Here is an 18,251-nt window from a genome sequence, read left to right on the forward strand (position 1 = left end):
CGACAAACGGGCGCGGACTTCGGGGCGTGCTTTCTCTAGCCTACGGATCGATGCACGAGCAAAGAGAAGTAGGGCCCGACCGGCGAGGTCGAAACTCTAAGTTCACAACGAAGCCCGAGCGGAGCGCCCACGAACAAAGCCCCTCTCTCCCTCGCTGTCGCGAGGACTCTCTCCCGCAAGCGGGAGAGAGGAACGGCAGTCCAGCTCGACATTGCCAACCTTCAACCACCCGCCAGCAGCCGCGCATTCCCACCCACCGCCGCCGTATTCACCGTCAAGGTCCGCTCGGTCACGAACCTCAGCAAATAATGCGGCCCGCCCGCCTTCGGGCCCGTTCCCGACAGACCCTCGCCTCCGAACGGCTGCACGCCGACGACCGCGCCGGTCATGCCGCGATTGATGTAGCAGTTGCCGACCCGCGCCCTCGCCTGCACGCGCCGCCAGGTGGTTTCGATGCGCGAATGCACGCCGAGCGTGAGCCCGTAGCCGGTCGCGTTGATCGCGTCGATCACCTGGTCGAGATCCTTCGCGCGATAGCGCACCAAGTGCAGCATCGGGCCGAAATACTCGCCGTCGAGCTGCTCGATGTCCTCGATCCTCGCCACCGTCGGCGCGAAATAGGTTCCGTGCGCGCAGGCCTGTGGCAACGCCACTTCGGCGACGATGCGCCCCTGCCAGCGCAGCTCGTCCGCATGCCGCTTGAGCCGTGCGAGCGCGGCGTCGTCGATGACCGGGCCGACGTCGGTTTCGAGCAGGCCCGGATCGCCGACAGCGAGTTCCTGCATCGCCCCGCGCAGCATCTGCTCGACCTTGTCGGCGATCTCCTCCTGCACGTAGAGCACGCGCAGGGCCGAGCAGCGCTGGCCGGCCGAGTGGAAGGCCGATGCGATCGCGTCCTTGACGACCTGCTCGGGCAAGGCGGACGAATCGACGATCATCGCGTTCTGGCCGCCGGTTTCGGCGATCAGCGTGGCGATCGCGCCGGGCCTTGCGGCGAGCTGGCGATTGATGGCCTGCGCCACTTCGACCGAGCCGGTGAACACCACGCCGGCGATGCCCACGCCGGCGCACAGCGCGGCGCCGACCTCGCCGTCGCCGAGCACGCATTGCAGCACGGTGGCCGGCACGCCGGCCTCGTGCAGCAGGCGCACCATCTGCACCGCGATCAGGTTGGTCTGCTCGGCCGGCTTGGCGACCACCGCATTGCCGCAGACCAGCGCGGCCGCGATCTGGCCCGTGAAGATCGCGAGCGGGAAGTTCCATGGCGAAATGCAGACGAACACGCCCTTGCCATGCAGCTGCAGTTCGTTGTGTTCGCCGGTGGGGCCGTTCATGACTTCGGGCGTCGACAACAGACGACGCGCATGTGTCGCGTAGTAGCGCAGGAAATCGGCGGCCTCGCGCACTTCGGCCATCGCGTCGGGCAAGGTCTTGCCGGCTTCGCGCACGAGCAGGTGCAGGAATTCGGCGCGACGCGCTTCGAGCCGGTCGGCGGCGCGATCGAGCGCATCGGCGCGCAGCGCGACCGGCGTCGCAGCCCAGGCCGGTTGCGCTCTTGCCGCGGCCGACAGCACCGCCGGCACCGTGGCGACGTCGAGCGCCATCCATTCGCCGAAGCGACGACGGCGGTCCGACGGATCGGTGATCGCATAACGCGGCCCGGAGTTCGGCAAACCCTCGGCGAGCAGGGACGCGGCCTGCGTCGGAACCGCAGCCGAACGCAGCGCCTGCGCGAGCGCCGCCACGCCCGCTTCGTCGGCGAAGTTGAAGCCTTCCGAATTGCGTCGGGCGGCGCCGTAGAGATCGCGCGGCAGCGGCAGACTCGGATGGGTCTTGACCGGCAACTCGGCGACCTGCGCAACCGGATCGGCGACCAGCGATTCGGGCGGCGCCTGCTCGTCGAAGATGCGATTGACGAACGAAGTGTTGGCTCCGTTCTCGAGCAGGCGACGCACGAGATACGGCAGCAGGTCTTCGTGCGAGCCGACCGGCGAATAGACGCGGCAAGGCACCGGCCATTGCTCGCGCACGACTTCGTAGAGCGCCTCGCCCATGCCGTGCAGGCGCTGGAACTCATAGCCTGACGCCGCCGTCGAGACGGAGGCTGCATAACCCGCTGCGGCTCGCGCCGCATGCTCATCGCCCGCGAAGCTGCGCACGGCCGCGATCGTGTGCGCGTTGTGCGTCGCGAACATCGGGTAGAACACGTCGCGCGCCGCGAGCAGCTTGCGTGCGCAGGCCAGATACGCGACATCGGTGTTGGGCTTGCGCGTGAACACCGGATAGCCCGGCAAGCCCTGCTCCTGGCTGCGCTTGACCTCGGTGTCCCAGTACGCGCCCTTGACGAGCCGAACCGCGAGCTTGCGGCCCGCCTTGCGTGCGACCGATTCGAGCCAGTCGATCACGGCCGGCGCGCGCTTCTGGAAGGCCTGCACGGCCAGGCCGTAGCCGCTCCAGCCGGCCAGCGAGGCATCGAGGAACACCGGCACGATCACGTCGAGCGACAGTTCGAGCCGATCGGCTTCTTCGGCATCGACGGTCAGGCCGATGTTCTGCTCGCGCGCCATCTGCGCGAGCACCAGCAGGCGCGGCGTGAGTTCGGCGAGCACGCGCTCGCGCTTGGCGAACTCGTAGCGCGGATGCAGCGCCGAGAGCTTGATCGAAATGCCCGGTCTTTCGGCCACATCACCGTCGCGGTTCGAATCGGCTCGACTGCCGATCGCCACGATCGCATCGCGATACGCCTGGTAATAGCGATCCGCATCGGCCTGCGTGAGTGCGGCTTCGCCGAGCATGTCGAAGGAATGCAGGTAGCGGATCTGATCGCGATCGCGCGTGTTCTTGAGCGCCTCGGCGATCGTGCGCCCCATCACGAACTGATGCCCCATGAGCTTCATCGCCTGGCGTACCGCGAGCCGGATCACCGGTTCGCTCGATCGGCCGATCAGACGGTTCATCGCCGACTTGAAATTGCCTTCGGTCTGCGGCGCTACCCGCACGATCTTGCCGGTGAGCATGAGGCCCCAGGTCGAGGCATTGACGAACAGCGAGTCGCTGCGACCGAGATGCCTTTCCCAGTCGGCGCCCGCGAGCTTGTCGGCGATCAGCGCTTCGGCGGTGTCGTCGTCCGGAATGCGCAGCAGCGCCTCGGCCAGGCACATCAGCAGCACACCTTCTTCGGACGACAGATCGTACTGGCGCATGAAGGCATCGAGCGGGCTCTGATCGTCGCGCCTCGCGCGCACGCGCCGGACCCAGTCGACCGCTTGCGCCTGCACGGCCGCGGCGCGCTCCGCGGGCAGCTCGGCCAGGGCGCAAAGCCGGTGCAACAAGCTGGTTTCATCGGCCAGCCAGGCCGAGGTGATGGCGGTGAAAAGAGCGTCGCGCAACGGCGCGGGACGGCTGACGACGAATTCGCTGGAGTCGGTCACGACGGCGCTCCTCGATAGTGTCGTGAGATTCTAGGCCTGCAACGGCGATCGAACCTGCCGGGAAAACGCCCAGCCTGCCCCTCGCTGGACTCGCATCCGCCGTTGGTCCGATCTTCAGCCCGGATCAAGCCGGCCGATTCAGACTCGCGCGGTCGGCAGGACCGAAAACCGGTCATCGATACCGGTAGCCAGAGTCACAACGAGGAGGACACAGGGGGAATGAGGGGCCAGTCATCACGCAGCCTGTGCGCGTCGTATCGTCCTGGACGGCTCGTATGGCAACGCCTGCTGGTGATCTTCGGCTGTCTCGCGTTGTTGAACGCCTGCTCAGTGTTCCGCCACAAGCCAGAGCCCGGCTCCCCTGAAGCGATCGCGGCCGAGCAGGCCAAAGCCGAGAAGGAAGAACGTAAGCGCCGGCTCAAGGACGAGCGCAAACGCAACAACCCCTGCGAATTCCAAAGCGAAGACGAAGTGCCGGTGATCGACGACACGCGCGTGATGCTGCAGAAGCGCACCTGCACCGCCGCGCTGTGGCTCGACGGCCTGTTCGGCGACGAAGGCGGCGACGTCGAAGCAGCCAAGCGCACGCACGGTTTCGTGCAGCTCAACAACACCTGGTCGGAGTTCGACGGCTACAACTCGCGCATGCGCATGCGCGTCGAGTTCGACCTGCCGACGATGGAAGACCGGCTTTCAGCCTTCATCGGCCGCGACAGCGACGAAGACTTCGTGCGCGGCCGAACCGAGACCTCCGAACTGCGCGATACCTTTCCGACGCTCGACGGCCAGAACCAATGGCTCGCCGGCCTTGGCTATGCCTTGCCTTCCAGCACCAACCTGCAGACGCAGTTTCGCGTGGGCGTGCGCGGGGCGACCTCGCCTCGCGCGTTCGTGCAATCGCGCGTTCGCTACATGCTCTACTCGGATGACAATGACGTCGCCTACCTGCGCACAACCCCGTTCTGGAACACGCGCGATGGCTTCGGCATCACCCAGAACTTCGATTTCAGCCACGTGCTGACGCCCAAGCACCTGCTGCGCTGGTACACCATCGGCACCATCTCCGAGCGCAGCGAAGGACTCAACTGGCGCAACTCGCTGGTGCTCTACCAAAACCTCAACTACCGGCGTGGCCTGGCCTACGAAGCGTTCATCCGTGGCGAAACCGACGAGCCCGAGCCGCTCTACGAATACGGGGCGCGCATCCTGTTCCGCCATCCGTTCCTCAAGCGGAGGATGTATCTGGAGTGGGCCGCGGGCTACAGCTGGCCACGCATCGATCCGAACAAGCCGCGCGACGGCTCGACCAACATCGGCCTGTCGCTGGAACTGCCGTTCGGCACCGAATTCGTCGAGAAGAACTGATCACGGCAAAGCGGCGTTGTGACGCGGCGCGCCCATGGCTTCTACAATGCGTGCTGTCCTGGTTTGGCCTCCCCAACAACGCCATGAGCACCGAAGCATCCGAAGCTGTGCTCATGGTCACCGTGAGCTGTCCACCCGAGCGCGCCGAGCCCCTCGCCGCCCAGCTCGTCGACGCCCGCCTCGCCGCCTGCGTGAACATCGTGCCGACCGTGCGCTCGATCTATCGCTGGAACAACGAAGTGCGAAGCGATGACGAGTCGCTGATGCTGATCAAGACCGCCGAATCGCGCTTCGAAGCGCTCAAGGCCTTCGTGCTCGACCATCATCCTTACGAACTTCCCGAAATCGTCGCGGTCAAGCTCACGCCCGCACACACGCCTTATCTCGCATGGGTTCTCGAAAACACACTCTGAGCCTGGTCGCCGGTCTGCTGATCGGCTCGCTGTCGATGGCGACCCCGATGCCGGCGGCCGCCGTCGACTGGCTAAAGCCCAAAACCGACGACGATCTGCTGCCCGCCGACGAGGCGATTCAGGTGCAGGCCGCGGTCTGGCAGAACGGCGAGCTCAGCGTCGGCCTCGAAGCCGCCAAAGGCGTCTATGTGTATCGCGACAAGCTCAGCCTCGAGGCCCTGCAGCCCGCGAGCGCCAGGCTCGGCAAGCTCAAGCTTCCCGATGGCGAGCCGCATCACGACGACCACTTCGGCGACGTGCGCGTGCTGCGCGGTAGCGTGCTCGCACGCGCCGCGGTCGCCAACGCGCCGCAGCAGGTTCGCGTCCGTTACCAAGGCTGTGCCGAAAACCGCGTCTGCTATCCGCCGCAGACCCGCATCCTGACCGTGGAGAAGCTCAACTGATGTCACGCAAGTTCTCGCAGCTGGCCGTGGTGCTCGGCCTGGGCGTGGTCGCGGCCGCCGGCGGCTACGGCGCCTATCGCTATCTCGCGAGCCCCACCGTCATCGACGAGCCGGGCGGCCAGGCGCCCGCGATCTCGCTGCCCGACCTGACCGGCCAGCCGCGCACGCTCGCGGAATTTCGCGGCAAGCTCGTGCTGGTGAATTTCTGGGCGACCTGGTGCACGCCCTGCCTCAAGGAAATTCCGATGCTGATCGACATGCAGACCCGCTTCGGCGAACAGGGCCTGCAGATCGTCGGCCCGGCGATGGATACTCCGGAGGCCGTGCGCAACAAGGCGCCGCAGCTCGGCATCCCGTACCCGGTGCTCGTCGGCGACGCCGAAATCGTCGATGCGATGCAGGCGCTCGGCGACACGCTCGGGGCGCTTCCATACTCCGTTCTGATTGATGCGAATGGAGAAATCGTGTTCCGCAAGCATGGCGAGTTCGAGCGGGATGAGCTCGAAAAGCTCATCGCAAGCCATCTTCCGAAGGCCGGTTGAACGAGCGGTCGAGTGGCGCTACGGCCAACCTGCGGCTAAATCCATGCCATCGGCGCCCATCGTGTAGGCAAAATCTGGCAATTTGGCTTTTTGCCAAGAGCTAGGGCAGAATCCGGTTCTCTCGACCACGGACCATCGCCACGTGAGCCATCTGCTGCTGCTGAATGGCCCCAATCTGAATCTGCTCGGCACGCGAGAGCCCGAGGTCTACGGCTCGACCACGCTCGCCGACATCGAGACCCAGCTGGCTCGCGAAGCCCAGGCACTCGGCCATCAGCTGTCGGTCTTCCAGAGCAACCATGAAGGCGCCCTGGTCGATCGGGTCCACCGGGCACGCGATGAAAAAGTCGGTTTCATCCTGATCAACCCCGGCGCGTACACGCACACCAGCATCGCCCTGCGCGACGCCCTGCTCGGGGTCTGCATCCCGTTCATCGAAATTCATCTCTCCAACGTGCATGCGAGAGAGCGCTTCCGCCATCACTCGTATCTGTCCGACGTCGCGGCGGGCGTGATCCTGGGCCTCGGCGCCCAGGGCTACAGCCTGGCGCTACAGGCCGCGCATGCGCGCCTGTCCAACAACACCTGAGCTGCACAGTCAAATTTAAGGGGAAGAGACATCACAATGGATCTCAGAAAAATCAAGACGCTGATCGAGCTCGTCGAGCAGTCCGGAATTTCCGAGCTCGAAGTGCGCGAAGGCGAGGAATCGGTGCGCATCAGCCGCCAGACCGCGCCGGTGCAATACATCGCATCGGCCGCCGCTCCGGCCGCCCAGCCAGCCGTCGCTCCAGCCGCCGCCCCAGCTCCCGCTGCCACACCGGCCGCTGCGCCCGCCCCGGCCGAAGCGCCGAAGCCGAGCGGACACGTGGTCCGCGCGCCGATGGTCGGCACCTTCTATCGCTCGCCGTCGCCCAACGCCAAGTCGTTCGTCGAAGTGGGCCAGACCGTCAAGGTCGGCCAGACGCTCTGCATCATCGAGGCGATGAAGATGCTCAACCAGATCGAATCCGATCGCGCCGGCGTGGTCGTCGACATCCTGGTCGACAACGAGCGCCCGGTGGAATTCGACCAGCCGCTCTTCGTCATCGAGTAAGCGCCCCCATGACGAAGCCGATGGGCTGCATCGCGCCATGAAAGACATCAAGAAAATCCTGATCGCCAACCGCGGCGAGATCGCGCTGCGCATCCTGCGCGCCTGCCGCGAAATGGGCATCAAGACGGTGGCCGTGTATTCGCAGGCCGACCGCGACCTCAAGCACGTGCTGCTGGCCGACGAAGCCGTCTGCATCGGCCCGCCGGCCGCGCAGAAGAGCTACCTCAACATGGCGGCCATCATCAGCGCCGCCGAGGTCACGCAGGCCGACGCGATCCACCCGGGCTACGGCTTTCTGTCCGAGAATGCCGACTTCGCCGAAAGCGTCGAGCGCTCGGGCTTCCGCTTCATCGGTCCGCGCGCGGAAACCATCCGCCTGATGGGCTCCAAGACCAACGCCAAGGCCGAGATGATCGCGGCCGGCGTGCCGTGCGTGCCGGGCTCCGACGGCGCCCTGCCCGAGAACGACGAGGAGTGCCTCGCGATCGCGGCCAAGGTCGGCTATCCGGTGCTGATCAAGGCGGCATCCGGTGGCGGCGGTCGCGGCATGCAGGTGGTCAAGACCGAGGCCGAGCTGATCGACAAGATCGGCATCGCGCGCACCGAGGCGCTCAATGCGTTCAAGGATGCGACGGTGTTCCTCGAGAAATATCTCGAGACGCCGCGCCACGTCGAAGTGCAGGTGCTTGCCGACGGCCAGGGCAACGCGATCCATCTCGGCGAGCGCGACTGCTCGATGCAGCGCCGCAACCAGAAAGTGGTCGAGGAATGCACCGCTCCGGGCGTCACCGACGAGCAGCGCGACCAGATCGGCCAGCTCTGCGTCGAGGCCTGCAAGCGCATCGGCTATCGCGGCGCGGGAACCTTCGAGTTCCTCTACGACCAGGGACAGTTCTACTTCATCGAAATGAACACGCGTATCCAGGTCGAGCACCCGGTGACCGAGATGGTCACCGGCGTCGACCTGATTCGCGAGATGATCCGCATCGCCGACGGCAAGCCGCTGACGAAGAAGCAGGGCAACATCCGCATGCGCGGTCACGCGATCGAATGCCGCATCAACGCCGAGAACCCGCGCACCTTCGTGCCCTCGCCCGGCACCATCACCAAGTACCATCCGCCGGGCGGACCGGGCGTGCGCATGGATACGCACATCTACGCGGGCTATCGCGTGCCGCCGCATTACGACTCGATGATCGGCAAGCTGATCTGCTGGGGCAACACGCGCCAGTCGGCGATCGCGCGCATGCAGGTGGCGCTGTCCGAGATGATCATCGAGGGCATCGAGACCAACATCAACCTGCAGCGCCGGATCATGGCCGACAAGGTGTTCCAGCGCGGCGAGCACAACATTCACTATCTGGCGGACATGCTCGCGGAGTGGCAGACGGAATAAAAGCCGGGAGACGGGAGACGGGAGACGGGAGACGTAAAAGCTTGAGGCATCGAGAAGTGTTGGTTAACGCGATGCCGCTGCTGTAACGTCTCCCGTCTCTCGTTCCCCGTCCCCCGCAAAAATGGCCTGGCTCCAGCTGCGCATCCACACCGAATACCCCGAGTTCGCCGACGAGATCCTGCAGGCTCAAGGCGCATCGGCCGTGAGCTTCGTCGATGCCGAGGACGATCCGGTGCTCGAACCCGCGCCGGGTGAAACCCCGCTATGGACCAATACGGTCACGCTCGGCCTGTTCGCGGAGCAGACCGACATCGCGCCGGTGCTCGAAGCCCTGGCCGAGCAGTTGCCCGATGGCGATCACCTGAAGATCGAAACCGAGCTCGTCGAGGATCGCGACTGGGTGCGCGTCTGGCTCAAGGATTGTCCGCCGATCAAGTTCGGCGATCGCCTGTGGGTCTGCCCGCACGAGAAGAAGATCGAAGAGCCCGGCGCGGTAACCCTGCTGCTCGATCCGGGCCTGGCGTTCGGAACCGGCACCCATCCGTCGACTGCGCTGTGCCTCGATTGGCTGGCGACGCACGAAATCAATCACTGGCGCGTGCTCGACTACGGTTGCGGCTCGGGCATCCTGGCGATCGCCGCGCTCAAGCTCGGGGCCGCGAGCGCCATCGGCTACGACATCGATCCGCAGGCGATCCAGGCGTCACAGGACAATGCGGCCGCCAACGGCGTCGCCGCCCGGCTCACCACGGTGCCGCCGGAAGAATCGGTCACGCCGTTCCCGGCCGATCTGGTGCTCGCCAACATTCTCGCCAAGCCGCTGATCTCGCTCGCCCCGCTGCTGTGCTCCAGCGTGCGCCAGGGCGGCTGGATCGTGCTCGCCGGCCTGCTTGATCGCCAGGCCGACGAAGTGCGCAGCGCCTACGAGGCCTGGATCGAATTCGAACCCGACGTCAGCCGCGACGGCTGGACCCGCCTGGCCGGCCGCTGCCGCATGCCGGCGATGATCAGCCCGCGTCGCCTGGGCCCGGAACTGCTCACGGCCGGCCAGCCACGTCCCGAACATTTCCCGGTACTCGCGGGCAGCGGCTTCACCGCCGTCATCAATCTGGCGATGCCGACCTCGCCGAACTTCCTCGCCAACGAAGGCGATCTCGTGCGCGCCGCCGGCATGGACTACCACTGGCTACCGATCGAGTGGGCGAATCCGACAGCCGCAGACTTCGAACGCTTTCGCGTGCTCATGGATCAGCTCGGCGATCGTCGCCGCCTCGTGCACTGCGCGCTCAACCTGCGCGTCTCGGCTTTCGTGTTCCTGTGGCGCGTGCTGCATCGCAGCGTGAACCTGGCCGACGCTGCGCGCGATCTGTATTCGGTATGGACGCCCGACGCGGTCTGGTCACGCTTCATTTCGGAGCAGCTCGCGACGCGAGGCCTTGATTTACCGAGCCCCGCGGAACTCGAGAGTTGAGCCGAAAAAAACGCCGGCTTTAACATCGTCGCCACATTTCGGTGCTGGCTTTTTTCGGTCCAGACTTGGCGCTATCATTCGCGCCCCCAAAAACATGACCCGGGCGGATGTTCTCGCCGTCAGGAAAGTCAGTTGTAGTGCCCGAGGGCCGCGCATGTCTGCTTACAAGTCGTCTCACGACATCAAACCGCTCAGCCATTCGGTGTCGGAGTGCTTGGACGACTACTTCAGCAGCCTCAACGGTCATGCGCCGGCCGAACTCTACGAAATGATCCTCGGCCAGATCGAACCGCCGCTGCTGCGCGCCACCTTGCGTTATTGCGACCACAACCAATCGCGTGCCGCCGAAATGCTCGGCCTCAACCGCGCCACCTTGCGCAAGAAGCTGCGCCAGCACCGCATCACCGCGAAGCCCGAACACTGAGTCGACCGTCGGGCGCTCTCGAGACGACATGAATCGGGCGCCGACTCACTCACCGATTCTTCATTTTTTGCTGTCGAAGGCCCGACCATGAGCACTGTCACCTCCACCGGGCTGTGCCCGATCCGCCGCGCCCTGATTTCCGTCTCGGACAAGACCGGCGTCGTCGACCTCGCCCAGCAGTTGCACGCACTCGGCGTCGAACTGCTCTCCACCGGCGGCACCTACAAGCTGCTCGTCGACCACGGCATCGCGGCGACGGAAGTGAGCCAGCACACGGGCTTCCCCGAGATCATGGACGGCCGCGTCAAGACGCTGCATCCGAAGATCCACGGCGGCATTCTCGGCCGTCGCGGCCAGGACGACGCGGTCATGGCCCAGCATGGCATCGACGCGATCGATCTCGTGGTGCTGAACCTCTATCCGTTCGAGAAGACCGTCGCCAAGCCCGGCGTCTCGCTCGAGGACGCGATCGAGAACATCGACATCGGTGGCCCGGCGATGCTGCGCGCCGCCGCGAAGAACTGGGCGCACGTCGCGATCCTGACCGAGCCCTCGCAGTACCAGGGCCTGCTCGCCGAGCTGCGGCAGGCCGGCGGCGTGACCAAAGCGCGTCGCTTCGAACTCGCGGTGACCGCGTTCAATCACGTGTCGAACTACGACGGTGCGATCAGCGATTTCCTGTCCTCGGTCAAGCTCGACGACACGCAGAGCGAAATCGCCTCGCGCGAGGCCTTTCCGGGCCAGGTCAACGGCCGCTTCGTGAAGGTCATGGACCTGCGCTACGGCGAGAACCCGCACCAGAGCGCCGCGTTCTATCGCGACCTGTATCCGGCGCCCGGCACGCTCGCCACCTTTCGCCAGCTGCAGGGCAAGGAACTGAGCTTCAACAACATCGCCGATGCCGACGCCGCCTGGGAATGTGTGCGCAGCTTCGTCAAGCCGGCCTGCGTGATCGTCAAGCACGCCAACCCCTGCGGTGTCGCCGTGAGCCTCGACGGCATCGGCCGCGCCTACGAGCTCGCCTTCCAGACCGACCCGACTTCGGCCTTCGGCGGCATCATCGCGTTCAACCGTCCGGTCGACGGCGAAACCGCGCGCAGCATCACGGGCCGCCAGTTCGTCGAAGTGGTGCTCGCGCCGGGCTACGACGACGAGGCGCTCGCGGCCTTCGCGGCCAAGGCCAACGTGCGCGTGCTGCTGATTCCGCCGCCGGAGAACGGCGACCTGCGCGCCGCGCATCCGGGCAACGACTCGCGCCGCGTCGGCTCCGGCCTGCTGATCCAGACCGCGGACCGCGGCATGATCACGGCCGACGATCTCAAAATCGTCACCGAGCGCGCACCGACACCGGCCGAGATCGACGACCTGATCTTCGCCTGGAAGGTCGCCAAGTACGTCAAGAGCAACGCTATCGTCTACGCCAGGAACCGCCAGACCATCGGCGTCGGCGCCGGCCAGATGAGCCGCGTCTACAGCGCCAGGATCGCCGGCATCAAGGCCGCCGACGAGAAGCTCGAAGTGCGCGGCTCGGTAATGGCCAGCGACGCCTTTTTCCCGTTCCGCGACGGCATCGACGCGGCCGCGGCGGCCGGCATCTCGGCGGTGATCCAGCCGGGCGGCTCGATGCGCGACGCCGAAGTCATCGCCGCAGCCAACGAGGCCGGCATGGCGATGGTGTTCACGGGCATGCGCCACTTCCGCCACTGAGTCGCGTTCGCGTAGCGCGCAGGCGGCGTCCGGACGGCCTTCATTCACTTAAGACGCCTAAGCTCTCGACCGACCAGAAAGTTCTTCACAGCCGCCGTTTGGCGCCGCCAAGACTTACGATGCCCGACTCGACCACCGCCTCAGCAACCGCCCCTGCGATTGAGCAGACGGGCCGTGTCGCGCTGAGCGGCGAGGACGCGGAGATGCTCGGGCTCGTCGATGCATGGCTAAGCCGCTGGCAACTGCAGCGCGTCGACGGCAGCGAGGCCGATCTGTACATCAGCCTGGGCCGCTGCTCGCCGAACTGCGAAGCGGCGGCGGCGATGAGCCTCTGCATCGGCAGCGAAACTGCCGATGCGTCGGAAATCCCCCACCTGCCCTGGCCGATCGACGAATCGGTACTGCGCACCGTGGTCATGAGCCTGCTGCAGACCGGCGCGGCACGCCGCGAAAGCGAAAACGCGCGCCGGGTACGCGACCAGTTTGTGTCGACGCTCTCGCACGACCTGCGCACGCCGCTCAACGCGATCCTGGGCTGGGCCGACATTCTCGTGCGCCAGCCTCGCGAGGCCGATTTCACCCAGGGCCTGCAGGCGATCGAGCGCAACGCCAAGGCGCAGGCGCAGATGCTGTCCGACCTCGTCGACGTGTCGCGGCTCGAGGCCGGAACGCTCGAGCTCGAGATCGAGACCGTCGATCCGGCACCCGTCGTCAGCGCCGCGATCACCGGGCTCAGGCAGCAGGCCGAGGCCCGCAAGATCGAGGTGCATTACACGCCCGGCGCGGTCCCCGCGACGATCCAGGCCGACGCCGGGCGCCTGCAGCAATCGCTGCATCACCTGCTCGCGAACGCGATCAAGTTCACGCCCAAGGGCGGACGCATCGATGTCGAACTGCAGAGCGAGGCCGGCGCGCTGAACCTTCGCGTTCGCGACAGCGGTCGCGGGCTCGATGCGAACAAGCTCGCGGCCTTGCGCGCTTCCGTCGCCGCTGCGCCCGGCGTCAACCCCGGCGGTCTCGGCACCGGGCTGCGCATCGCGCGCGAAGTGGCACGCCTGCATGGCGGCCGGCTCGACATCAGCAGCGACGGTCCCAACACCGGCGCCTGCTTTTCGCTGCGACTGCCGGCCCAAGGCGCCGCGACCGCCTGAGCGCTATCCCGAGATCGTGCAGGCGCAGGCGGGCGCCACGAAAACGACACACGCCCCCGATCTAATGGCGAGTCCGCGGTTCGCGCGGGAAACGACGGGATCCAGGGCAGCAACCCATGAAGAATGCCATCGCCATGCTGATGTTCTCGGCCTGGTCGCTCTCGGCCACAGCGGCCGACGCGGTGCAGTGCGACGTGCCGAACAAGACCTACAGTTCGATCGACCTCAAGTGTCCGCTCCAAGGTGCGGAGCAGCCGCTTCGCTATCGCTTCAAGGTGGGCTTTTCGGGTGGCCATGACGACACCCAGGCCGATCTGGTCGCGCTCGATGGCACCCCGCTGGCGGGCTGCGACGAGGGCAGCAAGACGCATCTGTTCGGCGAAGAAGGCGAAGTGAGCCTCGAATGCACCGTCACCGTTCCGGCCGGGCTCAAGGACAAGCCGCCGCTCGAACTGCGCGTCAAATGGACGCACTGCGACTACATGGAACATTCCTTCACGCGCGAAGCGCTGTGAAGTAAGGCGGGCGAAGCGTGTTGGCCCGGCGCCGCGTGATCAGCGCGTTGCCGCGGTCAAGGCCGCGGAGCAGCCTTGCCGGCCAGCGGCAGCACGAACGAAAACACGGCGCCGCCGTTCTCGCGATCCTCGTACCAGAGGTGTCCGGACATGCGCGTGATCTCCTCCTTCGAAATCGCCAGGCCCAGGCCGCTCGCATGCTGCACTTCGGAGTCGGCCTGCAGGCGCACGTAGCGCTTGAATAGCTGCTGCTGGCGTTCGCGCGGCACACCGGGGCCGCGATCGGCCACCGACACGCGGGCCATGCCCGAGCGCCCGGTCTCGCAGCGCACCGTCACTTCGCTACCGCGCGGGGCGTAGCGCAGCGCGTTCGAGATCAGGTTTTCGAGCACGTGGCGGATCGCCGTCGCGTTGCCGAGCACTTCGGGGTCTTCGACGATGTCGGCGCTCACCTTCATCTCGCGCTCCTGCGACAGCAACGCGAAGCTGTCGACCGTGCCGCGCACCACCGGGGCAAGTCGCAAGGGCGTGATCTCGACCTTGCGCAGGTCCTGCGACTTGGCCCAGCGGCCGAGATAGCTGTCGATGAAGCTCAGGCAATGCTTGGCGGACTCGCGCACCTCGGCCGCCATCTTCTCGGGGCTGTCCTTGCCGCGTTCGAGCAGATCGACCGCGAACAGGATGCTCGACAGCGGGTTCTTGAGATCGTGCGCGACGATCTGGGTGAGGTCGGCACGCTCCTGCGCGACCAGCGCGAGATGATCGCGCGCGCGCTTGAGTTCGACGTGCGTCTTCACGCGGGCGAGCAGTTCTTCGGCGACGAAAGGCTTGGTGACGTAGTCGACCGCCCCATGCTGGAAACCCTGGATCACGCTTTCGCGCTCGCGCGCGGCGGTCAGGAAGATGATCGGCACGTCGGCGGTGCGCGGGTTCGCGCGCAGGTGCTCGCAGACTTCGAAGCCGTCCATCACCGGCATGCGCATGTCGAGCAACACCAGGCTCGGCGTGCGGCGCAGGCAGTGCTCGAGCACCTCTTCACCCGACAGCGCGGGCACCACCTCGTAGTTCGCGCGCTCGAGCAGCGCGGTAACGACCTCGATATTGGACGTTTGATCGTCCACCACGAATATGACGTCTCGGTCCATTGATCTCACGAATTAGGCGCGATGGCCGGGGGCTGAACGGAGGCGTGCGCGGTGCATCCTGCAATTTAACCGGACCGGCTGCTCGACGGTTGTACCCATGGGAGAGACCTAGTCCTCAACCCTCAACACACGTTCGACAGGCAAACCCGACTCGAGCTCCCAGGCGCGCATCTCGAGCACGCCCTTGGTGTTGAGCGAGACGACGAGGTTCAGGATGCCTTCGCGCAATTCGTTCGCCTGCGGTACCGCCGGCGAGGTCGGGTTGGACCACAGCCGCGCCCACAGGTCTTCGTCCGCACGGTGGGTTCCCATGTCGGCGGCCGCGAGCCGGAACACCGCTGGACGCCCGCCGCGCTCGTAGACCCAGCCGTGTATCGGATTGGGCTGGGCGATCTGGGCCTCGTGCAGGATCTGGATGGCGAGGCGGCGCGGGACGAGCAGGTCTGGGTTCATGGCCTAGAGGTTCGATTCGTGGGGTTTGTCGCCGCGTGCATCGCCACAGGCGGGGCACCGCAGTTCACGACGGAGATTGAGCGTGCGCCACTGCTGGCGATCGAGTGCGTTCCAGAGCCGCAGCGTACCGGCTTCGGCATCCTGGCCGAGCAGCAGCTTGATCGCCGCGAGCGCCTGCAGGCTGCCGATGGTGCCGACCACCGGGCCGAGAATGCCGGCCTCCTCGCAGGTTTCGGCGGCTTCGCCGCCTTCGGCGTAGAGGCAGGCGTAGCACGGTCCGCCGCGACGCAGGTCGAACACCGCGAGCTGGCCTTCGAAGCGGATCGCGGCGCCCGAAACGAGCGGCTTGCGCGCGGCCACGCAGGCGCGGTTGATCGCAAAGCGCGTGGGGAAATTGTCGGTGCAGTCGAGCACCACATCGGCCTCGCGCGCGGCCGCGAGCAAGGCCGCGTCGGACAGCGGGCCAGGCAGCAGGTCGAGCTCGCATTCGGGGTTCAGCGCGCGCAGCGTTTCGGCGGCCGCCGCGAGCTTGTCGCGGCCGACATCGGCCTGGCGGTACAGCGTCTGCCGCTGCAGGTTGCTCAGGTCGACGCGATCGAGATCGGACAGCAGCAGTCGCCCGATTCCGGCACCGGCCAGGTACGGGGCGGCCGCGCTGCCGAGCCCGCCGAGCCCGATCACGAGCACGCTCGAATCGCGCAGCAGCTGCTGGCCGTTGACGCCGACTTCGCGCAGCACGATCTGGCGGCGATAGCGCGAAAGATTGCTCACGCGCCGAGTCTCCCGCCGCTCGCTCGCTCGTTGCCACCGAGATCGCGGCGCGTCTGCACATCCAAATAGCCCGCCTGCGCGAACAACTCACGAACGGCCGCAGCCTGATCGTAGCCGTGCTCGACCAGCAGCCAGGCGCCCGGCTTCAGGTGCGCTCGCGCACCCGCGACGATTTCACGCAAACAGTTCAAGCCGTCTGCGCCATCGGTCAGCGCGGACAGCGGCTCGTGGCGCAGCGCGGGCAGGTGCGGATCGCCGGCCGCGATGTAGGGCGGATTCGAAACGATCAGGTCGAAGCGCTCATCGGTCAGCGGCTCGAACCAGCTGCCTTGAGCAAAGCGCACATTGGCGATGTGGTTGAGCCGCGCATTGCGCTCGGCCACGTCCAGCGCGGCTTGCGACACATCGGTCGCGAGCACGCGCGCTTTCGGGCATTCGCGCGCAATCGCGAGCGCGATCGCGCCGCTACCGGTGCCGAGATCGGCAACCTCCGCTTCAGCCTTCGGCGGCAACATGGCGCGCGACCATTCGACGAGCAGCTCGGTATCCGGACGCGGAATCAGCACCGCCGGACTCACCTGCAGATCGAGCGTCCAAAAGCCTTGAGTCCCCAGCAGATAAGCGACCGGCTCGCCCTGCTCGCGCCTTGCAAGCTGTTGCTCGTAACGAGTGCGCTGCGCCTCATCGAGCGCCTGCCGGCTGCGCGCCGGCAAAGCGCCCGGCGAAATCGCGAGCACGTCGGCCAGCAGCCATTCGGCATCGAGCCGCGCCGAGTCGGAGCACGGCGCCAAGCGCGCCTTGCCGCTGGCGAGCGCCTCGGCCATGGTCATGCGAGTCGCTTCACTCACCGAGCTCGGCCAACAGCTCGGCCTGATGCTCGTTGAGCAACGGCACGATCACGCCGTCTAGCTCGCCTTCCATCACGCGTTCGAGCTGATACAGCGTCAGATTGATGCGGTGATCGGTCACGCGGCCTTGCGGAAAGTTGTAGGTGCGGATGCGCTCGGAGCGGTCACCCGAGCCGACCAGCTTCTTGCGCGTGGCCGCAACATCGCCCTGCTGCCTGCTGCGCTCGGCATCGAGCAGCCGCGACGCGAGCAGCGCCATCGCCTTCGCGCGGTTCTTGTGCTGGCTGCGCTCTTCCTGGCATTCGACGACGACGCCGCTCGGGATGTGCGTGATGCGGATCGCCGATTCGGTCTTGTTGACGTGCTGGCCGCCCGCTCCGGACGCGCGATACGTGTCGACTTTCAGATCGGCCGGATTGATCTCGATGGCCTGTGTTTCTTCGATCTCGGGCAGCACCGCGACGGTCGCGGCCGAGGTGTGGATGCGTCCCTGCGCCTCGGTCTCCGGCACGCGCTGCACGCGATGCGCGCCGCTCTCGAATTTGAGCTGCGAATACGCGCCGAAGCCGGCGATGCGGCTGATGATTTCCTTGTAGCCGCCGTGCTCGCCTTCGGACAGCGACAGCACTTCGAGCTGCCAGCCGCGCGCTTCGGCGTACTTGCTGTACATGCGATGCAGGTCGCCCGCGAAGATCGCGGCCTCGTCGCCGCCGGTACCCGCGCGGATTTCGAGGAAGACGTTGTTGCCGTCGAGCGGATCGCTCGGCACCAGATAGGCCTGCAGCGATTTCTCGAGTTCTTCGAGCCGGGCACGCGCGGCCGGCAGATCGGCTTCGGCAAGCTCGCGCATCTCGGGATCGCCGAGCATCGCATCGAGGCTCTCGATCTCGTCCTGCGTGCTGCGGTAAGCCGAGAACGATTCGACCAGCGGCCCGAGCTGCGCGTATTCCTGCGACAGCCGCCGGAACTTGTCCGGATCGCCGAGCACCTCGGGCGTCGACAGCTCGCCCGCGATCTCTTCGCGGCGTTCGACCATGTTCTGCAGCTTGGACAGGAGAGAAGGCTTCATCGGCCCATTAT

The 18,251-nt window shown here is 66.3% G+C and carries 18 protein-coding genes; 12 read left to right on the plus strand and 6 right to left on the minus strand.

Annotated elements, in window-relative coordinates; all coding sequences use genetic code 11:
* Positions 1–221: 221 nt before the first annotated feature.
* Complete coding sequence (gene putA / locus WQQ_RS01030; protein WP_007183175.1) at positions 222–3,431, minus strand: bifunctional proline dehydrogenase/L-glutamate gamma-semialdehyde dehydrogenase PutA; 3,210 nt, start codon at positions 3,429–3,431, stop codon at positions 222–224.
* 219 nt (positions 3,432–3,650) lie between these two features.
* Here putA and WQQ_RS01035 point away from each other — a divergent pair, with 219 nt between their 5' ends.
* The 12 genes from WQQ_RS01035 (at position 3,651) to WQQ_RS01090 (ending at position 13,954) form a co-directional block, all read left to right on the plus strand.
* Positions 3,651–4,796: a hypothetical protein gene (locus tag WQQ_RS01035; protein ID WP_007183176.1), complete on the plus strand. Its 1,146-nt coding sequence runs from the start codon at positions 3,651–3,653 to the stop codon at positions 4,794–4,796.
* A gap of 83 nt (positions 4,797–4,879) precedes the next feature.
* Positions 4,880–5,209, plus strand: coding sequence for a divalent-cation tolerance protein CutA (cutA, locus tag WQQ_RS01040; protein ID WP_040452751.1), 330 nt, complete (start codon positions 4,880–4,882; stop codon positions 5,207–5,209).
* Positions 5,185–5,652, plus strand: a complete 468-nt coding sequence (locus tag WQQ_RS01045; protein ID WP_007183178.1) for a protein-disulfide reductase DsbD N-terminal domain-containing protein — start codon at positions 5,185–5,187, stop codon at positions 5,650–5,652. Before cutA ends, WQQ_RS01045 begins: the two co-directional genes overlap by 25 nt.
* A complete protein-coding gene (locus tag WQQ_RS01050) occupies positions 5,652–6,194 on the plus strand; it encodes a TlpA family protein disulfide reductase (protein WP_007183179.1) in 543 nt (180 codons plus the stop codon). Before WQQ_RS01045 ends, WQQ_RS01050 begins: the two co-directional genes overlap by 1 nt.
* A 142-nt stretch (positions 6,195–6,336) precedes the next feature.
* The gene (gene aroQ, locus WQQ_RS01055; protein ID WP_007183180.1) at positions 6,337–6,783 is read left to right on the plus strand and encodes a type II 3-dehydroquinate dehydratase; all 447 of its coding nucleotides are present in this window, start codon (positions 6,337–6,339) and stop codon (positions 6,781–6,783) included.
* Positions 6,784–6,819: 36 nt separating this feature from the next.
* Positions 6,820–7,290: an acetyl-CoA carboxylase biotin carboxyl carrier protein gene (gene accB, locus WQQ_RS01060; protein ID WP_007183181.1), complete on the plus strand. Its 471-nt coding sequence runs from the start codon at positions 6,820–6,822 to the stop codon at positions 7,288–7,290.
* 37 nt (positions 7,291–7,327) lie between these two features.
* Positions 7,328–8,686, plus strand: coding sequence for an acetyl-CoA carboxylase biotin carboxylase subunit (gene accC / locus WQQ_RS01065; RefSeq protein ID WP_007183182.1), 1,359 nt, complete (start codon positions 7,328–7,330; stop codon positions 8,684–8,686).
* A 121-nt stretch (positions 8,687–8,807) separates the two neighbouring features.
* Positions 8,808–10,157 carry a 50S ribosomal protein L11 methyltransferase gene (prmA, locus tag WQQ_RS22750; RefSeq protein ID WP_007183183.1) on the plus strand — a complete coding sequence of 450 codons (1,350 nt, stop codon included), beginning with the start codon at positions 8,808–8,810 and terminating at the stop codon, positions 10,155–10,157.
* A gap of 154 nt (positions 10,158–10,311) precedes the next feature.
* Positions 10,312–10,581 carry a helix-turn-helix domain-containing protein gene (locus tag WQQ_RS01075; RefSeq protein ID WP_040452754.1) on the plus strand — a complete coding sequence of 90 codons (270 nt, stop codon included), beginning with the start codon at positions 10,312–10,314 and terminating at the stop codon, positions 10,579–10,581.
* A gap of 87 nt (positions 10,582–10,668) precedes the next feature.
* On the plus strand, positions 10,669–12,288 hold the full coding sequence (purH, locus tag WQQ_RS01080) for a bifunctional phosphoribosylaminoimidazolecarboxamide formyltransferase/IMP cyclohydrolase (RefSeq protein WP_007183185.1): 1,620 nt from the start codon (positions 10,669–10,671) through the stop codon (positions 12,286–12,288).
* A 119-nt stretch (positions 12,289–12,407) separates the two neighbouring features.
* A complete protein-coding gene (locus WQQ_RS01085) occupies positions 12,408–13,439 on the plus strand; it encodes a sensor histidine kinase (protein WP_007183186.1) in 1,032 nt (343 codons plus the stop codon).
* Between the two features lie 116 nt (positions 13,440–13,555).
* Positions 13,556–13,954, plus strand: a complete 399-nt coding sequence (locus WQQ_RS01090) for a hypothetical protein (RefSeq protein WP_007183187.1) — start codon at positions 13,556–13,558, stop codon at positions 13,952–13,954.
* Positions 13,955–14,010: 56 nt separating this feature from the next.
* On the opposite strand, the gene WQQ_RS01095 is transcribed toward WQQ_RS01090, so the two are convergent.
* From WQQ_RS01095 to prfA, 5 genes are all read right to left on the minus strand, one after another.
* A complete protein-coding gene (locus WQQ_RS01095; protein WP_040452756.1) occupies positions 14,011–15,099 on the minus strand; it encodes a hybrid sensor histidine kinase/response regulator in 1,089 nt (362 codons plus the stop codon).
* 108 nt (positions 15,100–15,207) lie between these two features.
* Positions 15,208–15,552: a hypothetical protein gene (locus WQQ_RS01100; protein WP_007183189.1), complete on the minus strand. Its 345-nt coding sequence runs from the start codon at positions 15,550–15,552 to the stop codon at positions 15,208–15,210.
* 3 nt (positions 15,553–15,555) lie between these two features.
* On the minus strand, positions 15,556–16,323 hold the full coding sequence (locus WQQ_RS01105) for a HesA/MoeB/ThiF family protein (protein WP_007183190.1): 768 nt from the start codon (positions 16,321–16,323) through the stop codon (positions 15,556–15,558).
* Positions 16,320–17,171: a peptide chain release factor N(5)-glutamine methyltransferase gene (gene prmC / locus WQQ_RS01110; RefSeq protein ID WP_040452758.1), complete on the minus strand. Its 852-nt coding sequence runs from the start codon at positions 17,169–17,171 to the stop codon at positions 16,320–16,322. The genes WQQ_RS01105 and prmC overlap by 4 nt, the downstream gene beginning before the upstream one ends.
* On the minus strand, positions 17,164–18,240 hold the full coding sequence (prfA, locus tag WQQ_RS01115) for a peptide chain release factor 1 (RefSeq protein WP_007183192.1): 1,077 nt from the start codon (positions 18,238–18,240) through the stop codon (positions 17,164–17,166). The genes prmC and prfA overlap by 8 nt, the downstream gene beginning before the upstream one ends.
* Between the last annotated feature and the right edge of the window lie 11 nt (positions 18,241–18,251).

The sequence above is a fragment of the Hydrocarboniphaga effusa AP103 genome (assembly GCF_000271305.1).
In the GTDB taxonomy this organism is placed as follows: Bacteria; Pseudomonadota; Gammaproteobacteria; order Nevskiales; family Nevskiaceae; genus Hydrocarboniphaga; species Hydrocarboniphaga effusa.